The sequence below is a fragment of the Pedobacter sp. genome, from assembly GCF_035566355.1.
Classification (GTDB): domain Bacteria; phylum Bacteroidota; class Bacteroidia; order Sphingobacteriales; family Sphingobacteriaceae; genus Pedobacter.
This window is the reverse complement of the sequence record NZ_DATMRL010000183.1, coordinates 1-6,135: the sequence shown is the minus strand read 5'-3', so window position 1 is coordinate 6,135 and position 6,135 is coordinate 1. Positions and strand designations below refer to the sequence as shown.

Here is a 6,135-nt window from a genome sequence, read left to right as displayed (position 1 = left end):
CCAGACTAAATTTCGCATCGGCAGCGCCTTTATCCCGGATAGAAAATTCATAGGCCTTTGGATCAATCTCAACAAAAGTACTGACAGCTTTATAGGCCTTATCTCCTATAATTGTCGCTCCTCCTTTTATAGCCAGATCCAAAGCACCGGCATCGGGGGATAAATTAATAAACCTGATAAAAGCTTTTTCAGTGGTTTTACTTACATCATCTGTATTGAACAAATAATCAAGTTTATCTCCTTTATCAATCAGGAATAAAGTATACACCTGTTCTCTTGCTATGGAGATCTTTTTGGTGATGACACTTTCGGTATTCGATGCTGTTGTAAATTTCGCGTTATAATCACCTGCATTTACAGGAAAATAGGCTACAGAACCTTCAAAAGGCAATGCACTTGTCCCATTTGCTTTAGCATCGTTGAGGTAAAAATTATAAGTTGCAGAAGTTGGCGAGGTGTTCACCACAGATAAATAAGCAAGGTCTGAATTAACCGGAGCTTCATCCTTTTTGCAGGATTGAAAGCCCAGTATACCAAGCATTACTAATGCAGACGCGATTAAATGTTTCTTAGCTGATTTCGTAAAAAATGTCATCTTCATATAAAGGTTTAAGTGTAACTACCTTTAAAACGGGAATGAAATTAATAACGCTACAACAAAACAACAACTAGAGCTTGTCCCGCTTCGCAGTTAACGTTGCTCCTGCACTTGCAACGATCACCAATGTTACCGCCAGCCATTCCTTAAAGGATAAGTGTTCATGCAGAAAAACCAAACCACATAATGCAGCTATACCAGGCTCCATGCTCATAAGAATACTGAAAGTACGCGCAGGCATTTGACGAAGTGCCCGCATTTCGAGTGTAAACGGAATTGCACTTGATAACAAAGCCAGAGCAAGACCTGAAAAGAGTAATACAGGTGTAAGCTGAGAAAAACCACCACTAGACATACCAAAGGGCAGGATCAGTACCGTTGCGAAGACCATTCCTATACTGACAGCATCACTTCCTTTCATCAAGCGGGATATTTTACCACCCATAATAATGTAGCCAGCCCAAAAGGCACCAGCTAATAAAGCCAGCCCAACACCAAGGGGATCTATCCCTGTTGTATTCCAGGGGGCTATTAATGCGATTCCGGCACCTGCCAGCAAAACCCATAGATAATCTGCAATACGTTTGGATCCAAGTATAGCCACTAAAAGCGGCCCGATAAATTCAAGCGTTACGCCAAGCCCTAAAGGAATTCTTTTGATGGCCATATAGAAGATAAAGTTCATGGCGCCAAGACACAAACCGTAAGGGATCACTGCCTTCCATTGCACGCGGGTTAATGATTTAAATTTTGGCCGGTTAACCAATAGAAGAATTAATGCCGACAATCCTATCCGTAGGGAAGCTGTTGTTGCAGCCCCCAGTATGGGAAACAAACCTTTTGCAATTGCCGCTCCCGCCTGTACACTAATGATGGCCAGTAAAACAGCGGGTAAGGGTGGTAAATTCAAAAGTTTCTTTCTCATCACAATTCAAGGTAAAATATTGGGCCACAAATATAGAACAAAAAACACAATTTTCAATATAATTATGAATATTATTCTGTTTATACTTATATTTACAGAATGATAATCGAAAACAATCTTACATTAGACAAAATAGACCTGGCCATTTTAAGACTGATGCAGGAAAATGCCAGAATATCCAATGTTCAAATTGCCAAAGATCTGGAAATGGCACCCTCTGCTATTTTAGAACGCGTAAAGAAGCTCGAACAAAAGGGTGTGATTGTTCAGTACACTACAAGGATAAACCCCGCAGCTATAGATCTTAAATTACTGGCATTTATTTCTCTTAAAGCCTCAGACAGCATTGGTTGTGTAGACACCGCTAAAGAACTCGCAAAAATTGAAGAGGTACAGGAAGTACATATCATTGCTGGTGATGACTGCTACCTTGTTAAGGTGAGAACGGCTGATTCTGCATCGTTGATGGCGCTGATGCGCAATTCCTTTAGCAAAATAAAAAACATACTCTCTATTCGCACCACTATTGTACTGGAGACCGTAAAAGAGCAGCAACAGCTAAAAATACCTGAACACTAAATAACAATTTGTATGTCGAGTCTACAAAAAAATGCCTCTCCCATCCTGGTCTACATTGCATTTGCTACGGTCTATATTGTATGGGGCTCTACTTATTTTTTTATTCAAAAAGCATTGAACGGCTTCCCGCCATTTCTTTTGGGTACATTCCGTTTTATCCTCGCGGGCCTTCTTCTGATGAGCTGGTGTAAATTAAAGGGCGAAAATATATTTGACAGAAAAAGCATCAAAACAGCTGTCATTAGCGGCTTACTGATGCTGGGGATCGGGAATGGCATTGTGATCTGGGTAGAACAGGTCATTCCAAGCGGACTCGTGGCTATTATGGTGGCATCGGCTGCGATCTGGTTTGTGATACTTGACAAACCAAAATGGAAAGAAAACCTGCAGAGCAAGTCTACCGTAGCCGGCCTGATTATAGGTTTTATCGGTGTTATTTTTTTATTTGGAGAGCAACTGCTGCACGCTTTAAATACCACCCAAAGTACAGTTCAGATTGCAGGAATGTGCCTCCTGGTTATTGGCCCTATAGGATGGGCGGGTGGCTCACTCTATTCAAAATATCATGCAGACAATAAAATATCGGTGTCTGCAGGCACTGCCTGGCAGATGCTGGCCGCAGGAATTGCTTTTATTCCCGGCAGCTTGCTCAATTCGGAGTACCAAAATTTTCAATGGACAGCAGTCCCCCTTGATGCCTGGCTATCGATCATTTACCTGATCTTATTTGGCTCCATAGCCGCCTTTAGTGCGTATGTTTGGCTCCTTACAGTGAGACCGGCCACACAGGTCAGTACTTATGCTTACGTAAACCCTGTAGTTGCTGTTGTACTCAGCTTATTATTTACCAGCGAGAGGATTAGCCTTATACAGTTTTTTGGCCTGCTGATCATACTGGGAAGTGTATTGCTGATCAACCTGGCCAAATACAGACAACATAAAAGCTCAGGGGCTCAGGCCCCTTAAAACAAAAAAGCCGTGATTTATTAAAAACCACGGCTTTTTTGTTCTGTATTATCATAAAATTTACCGGATATCGGTATAAGAAGACTCCACATTCCAACCTGAAATGGTTACGCCATATTTCTTTCCGGAATCCGGAGTATATTCAACCACCACTTTTTTCTCTGCACCAGGAGGCAATGACACATAATTATCATCGTAAAATGCAGGGAGTATTCTTTGTTTCGTACCCGCATCTACTAAGGCGATCCTGTTAAAAAAAGCAACCGGATTCTGAGCAGAATTGATCAGAGTTACTTCTACTTTATTGCTGCCAAGCTGACGTGTACTCACTTTTAAAGTAGTCTTTTGCATCCTATTCAATCCTGAGTAATTTCCTTTCTGGTCAGGAATCCAGTAAAAGTTATCGCTTACAACTTTTTTATTCCTGTCCAGCAATTGCAAAGAAAGGAAAGAACCTTCTTCAGCAGATAATGCATCCACCACCGGTTTTAATGAAGAAATCTTTTTTACCGTAGAGGGCTCGATATAACAGAAGATCTGATTCAACAACTTGGACTTTCCTTTCATATCATAAGAAGTAGCCACAAGCATCAGGTCTGTCTTTTGCTGAAAGCCATTATTGGCTATACTCACCATACCATCCACAGGATTATACATGCTGTGCAGCATCTCACTTCCAGAACGCAGACCATATAAACAGGCATTGGGATCCAGGTAATAATCATACATCTGTCCACGTGTTGATGTCCATGGGTTTTGGGTTTTCCAGATGATTACCCCGGTATACCAGTTCCACATATGTGAGCTAAAACCTTCGATCAGTCCGCGGTATTGGTCATAATTTACCAATTGTGCCTTCGTAGCAAAATCCTTCGCATTTTCCGGTTTTCCATATGGAAGAATAAAGGCTTCATAACCTACGCCATCATAAGTATGATAGGTCCATACGGAATCTATTTTTTCCACAGCCCGGCCGTGTTTATCCTTACCTGTATATTCTGGAGCAATCAGGTTTTTTTCAGGGATGAATCTTTGCAGCGATTCGTAATCACCAACTCCAACGGACCCCACTTCAGAATTGAACGGAAACGTCCTATTCTCCCAAAATGTAGAAATGGGTTGTATGGTATAAGGACCATCTCCATTTCCCCCAATAGTGTTTAAAGACATTTCATCCGAATTGGAATAATCGATAAACCATCTTGTCCCATCCAATTTTGGAAGAATAGAATCCCTTAGCGGCACAAGAATATCATTTGGTGGGGTAATTTCATTTCCTCCACACCAGATGGCCAGTGAAGCATGGTTACGCACCATTTTAATCATATCTGTTGCCGATTCCAGGAAAAGATGGTGATCGTCAGGATATTGTCTCCTGGTCCATTGGTCATCTTTCTTCGCCGGATCCTGCCAGCGTCCGTTACAGTCTCCAGACATCCAGAAATCCTGCATGACCAATAAGCCATTCCTGTCACAGGCATCATAAAATTCGGGTCTTTCCACCAATGCACCTCCCCAAATCCGGATGAGATTTAAATTCATATCCTTATGATAACGAATTTCTGCATCATATCTGGCTTGTGAAAAACGAAGCATTGCATCGGAGATGATCCAGTTGCCTCCTTTAATGAAGATCTTCTGACCATTCACCAAAATTTCTTTACTGTTGGTTGTGGTATTCCATGTAGTTTGAATCTCACGCACACCAAAAGACAAAGCTTCCTGATCAGATACCTGACCATTATTTTGCGTAAACTGGATATTGGTTTTATATAACTCCTGTTTACCATAACCATTCGGCCACCATAAACGAGGGTTTTTCAGTTCAAAATCGGGCAACTGAACTTCTGTTGTTTGACCGGCCGGGACACTCACTTTTACAGAAACCTTCTGGCCCTCGACGATATAAGAGAGTACTCCGTCCATCTTTACACCTGAAGTATTTTCCAGTTCAGCAGACATGCGAATTCTGGCCGGTTGCTGAGGACCTTCTGTATTGCGTTTACCGGGAACATAAGTAATGACATGAGGATTCTTCAAATTAACCGCACCTGTTTTCTCTATGTATACTTTATCCCAGATTCCTGTATTACGGTCCCTTATTGGGCGGATCCAGTCCCAACCTGCCGTGTATTGAGGCGCTACGCCACGGGCAATCGTTCCATCACCTCCCTGTCCTCCATTAGGATCCCCAACAACATCTGCCGGATACACAATCACGGCCAATCTATTCTTTCCATCCTTATTCAGAAAAGAGGTAATGTTAAACGCTTTGCGGATAAACATTCCTTTATAAGGCGTTCTATTTACTTTTTTACCGTTTAAAAAAATATCGCAGCTATAATTGATCCCTCTGAAATTCAACCAGACTTGTTGCCCGGCCGTCGCCGTCTCTTTAAAATCTTTAACAAACCAATAGGTATAATAATCTCTGCCAGTTACATAAATATCCGGAATCTTTTCATTGTTCATCCCATAAAATGGATCAGGGACTTCTTTATTGTTCAGCATCGTTGTCAATACTGTACCAGGCACAGTTGCTGGTTTCCAGCCAGACAAGGCATATCCTGTTGCAGAGATTTGCTCTCCGCCCGCTTGTACCTGCTTTAAAGGAAGGCACTTCCATTCGCTGTTCAGTTCATATCTGTTTTGAGAAAATCCCAGATGGAACGCAGCAATTAATAATAGAGTTAAAACTAATTTCTTCATTTATTTTTCTGAATATGGTCTGTTAGCTACTGCTTTACCAAAGTTGTAATTAGGTTTATTACCCATTTTAACCACCATAGTACCGCCTTTAACAACGTCCTGATGGGTAATAAAGCTCTTGCTATAAGGCTTTCCATTAAGGGTAATGCTTTGAATATAGATATTTTCGGGACTGTTGCCATTTGCCTGCACAGTGAAGGTTTTACCTGCCCCCACATTGATGGTTGCTTTATCAAACAGCGGGCTGCCTAATACATAAACACCACTGGCCGGATTTTCAGGATAGAAGCCCAGAGCAGAGAATATATACCAGGAAGACATAGCGCCACAATCTTCGTTACCCGCTAAACCGTCTGGT

At 41.7% G+C, this 6,135-nt stretch carries 6 protein-coding genes; 2 read left to right on the top strand and 4 right to left on the bottom strand.

What is annotated here, in order from left to right:
* Both VNZ46_RS07240 and VNZ46_RS07235 read right to left on the bottom strand, forming a co-directional pair.
* A partial coding sequence (locus VNZ46_RS07240; protein WP_325559410.1) for a DUF4397 domain-containing protein occupies nucleotides 1-601 on the bottom strand: 601 nt, incomplete at its 3' end.
* Between the two features lie 67 nt (nucleotides 602-668).
* Nucleotides 669-1,523 carry a DMT family transporter gene (locus VNZ46_RS07235; protein ID WP_325559409.1) on the bottom strand — a complete coding sequence of 285 codons (855 nt, stop codon included), beginning with the start codon at nucleotides 1,521-1,523 and terminating at the stop codon, nucleotides 669-671.
* Nucleotides 1,524-1,622: 99 nt separating this feature from the next.
* On the opposite strand from VNZ46_RS07235, the gene VNZ46_RS07230 reads away from it, so the two are divergent.
* Both VNZ46_RS07230 and VNZ46_RS07225 read left to right on the top strand, forming a co-directional pair.
* The gene (locus tag VNZ46_RS07230; RefSeq protein WP_108549834.1) at nucleotides 1,623-2,102 is read left to right on the top strand and encodes an Lrp/AsnC family transcriptional regulator; all 480 of its coding nucleotides are present in this window, start codon (nucleotides 1,623-1,625) and stop codon (nucleotides 2,100-2,102) included.
* Between the two features lie 12 nt (nucleotides 2,103-2,114).
* Nucleotides 2,115-3,068, top strand: a complete 954-nt coding sequence (locus VNZ46_RS07225) for an EamA family transporter (RefSeq protein WP_325559408.1) — start codon at nucleotides 2,115-2,117, stop codon at nucleotides 3,066-3,068.
* Nucleotides 3,069-3,128: 60 nt separating this feature from the next.
* On the opposite strand, the gene VNZ46_RS07220 is transcribed toward VNZ46_RS07225, so the two are convergent.
* Both VNZ46_RS07220 and VNZ46_RS07215 read right to left on the bottom strand, forming a co-directional pair.
* Entirely contained in the window at nucleotides 3,129-5,777 is a 2,649-nt protein-coding gene (locus VNZ46_RS07220; RefSeq protein ID WP_325559407.1) for a glycoside hydrolase family 2 protein, read from the bottom strand.
* Nucleotides 5,778-6,135: glycoside hydrolase domain-containing protein (locus VNZ46_RS07215; RefSeq protein ID WP_325559406.1), on the bottom strand; the 358-nt coding region annotated here is incomplete at its 5' end.